The organism is Escherichia sp. MOD1-EC7003 (assembly GCF_002965065.1).
GTDB lineage: Bacteria > Pseudomonadota > Gammaproteobacteria > Enterobacterales > Enterobacteriaceae > Escherichia.
In genome coordinates this window covers 1-1,315 of record NZ_PTRE01000089.1, presented here as the reverse complement: position 1 = coordinate 1,315, position 1,315 = coordinate 1, and the positions used below count along the sequence as shown (strand labels likewise).

Genomic DNA, 1,315 nt, shown 5'->3' with positions numbered 1-1,315 from the left:
GCGCTGAGGGATCCCCATAAATCAGCGCTAATAAACCAACACCATATTCTGGTAGGTTTTGGCGAGATGATTAAGAACTGTGCTTAGCACTGTTCGTCTTAAAATTAGCGGGGAGTGTCGTAAGACATTCTTCGCTAACGTCAGATACGAGATTACCCGCCGTGCTTTAATGCTGTTGGCCTGATATCTCAGATGTAATCCTTTGTTTTCAGCATGATAGCCAATAAGCCACAGTACAATTGTACTCAGCGTCGCCAGTAGGCTCAGTACCAGCATTCTTCCCACGGAACGACTGTAACTGGCACGCAGAGCGAACCCGAAGCGCTCGCTTTTTTCATCCCGGAAGTTCTGCTCGATTTGCATGCGACGGCTGTACAATTTCATGATTTCCCGAGGTTTAAAGTCATTCGTACTGCTAAAGATAAGCCACGGTTCTTTTGCCGAAGAACGTCCATCCTTTATTTGGGATTTACGCTCTATGCGGCAACGTGAGCGGCGATTCTTCCGGCCTTTCGGCTCTTTTTTATGCAAATAAAAATGGCCATCACACCGGGCATATTCCGAACGGGCAAGTGTACCCGTCCCCAGATATTCTGGTTTGCTTCTGGCCTGTAATTCCTGACGCCTGAACCAGCACTCACCTTTGCTGTCCAGCTGCATCTGGATATTTCCCCTGACACGACCGATAAAATCCCATCCGAGTGACCTTATATGCCGGAACCATGCACTCTGGAAACCCGCATCGGTAACTATTATGACTCTGGCCACAGGGTTTACAGCCTCGGCAAGGGCATCCAGGAAGTTTTTTTGTATCTGCGAGTTCTGCTGTTTTTCTGACGGAACTATCCAGCTTAACAGGGGAAGCGAGCGTCCATCGCAGAGCAGGCTGGCGCGGAGCACATGATGCTCCTGAGATGGATATCCACTCCAGTCAACGGCAATGACACAAAGAGATAGCTGGCTAGTCAGCATGGCAATAATATTTCTGAAAATCAGTGGGATATCGCGGTGAAGAGATTCATTACCGAGCAGTCGGTCAACGCGTTTGATTTTATTTTTGACCTGAGCCGGGCCGGGTAAATAACGCCCGATGCTGGTCAGCGTCAGTGATGCGCCATTGATGAGAGCGATGGTGGCATCCAGCAAAGCATTTTGTCGGTATTTGTGAAACGGTGCTAACGCATCGTGGAAAAAATTCTGACATACTTGTCGAGCAGGCATAGAAGTGATCTCATTGAATTGGTTGCACAAATCAGTAGATCACAAAACTCTATGCCTGTCTTTTTTTACCCGCCCATTACTGGGGATTCCTCAG

The 1,315-nt window shown here is 48.2% G+C and carries 1 protein-coding gene; it reads right to left on the bottom strand.

The window, feature by feature from the left end; translation table 11 throughout:
- Positions 1 to 27: 27 nt before the first annotated feature.
- A complete protein-coding gene (locus A7090_RS16160) occupies positions 28 to 1,221 on the bottom strand; it encodes an IS4 family transposase (protein ID WP_105274789.1) in 1,194 nt (397 codons plus the stop codon).
- Positions 1,222 to 1,315 lie beyond the last annotated feature (94 nt).

What these genes read in the sequence shown, in the direction of transcription:
- A7090_RS16160 (WP_105274789.1), bottom strand. Translation starts at nt 1,221, where the DNA reads ATGCCTGCTCGACAAGTATGTCAGAATTTTTTCCACGATGCGTTAGCA.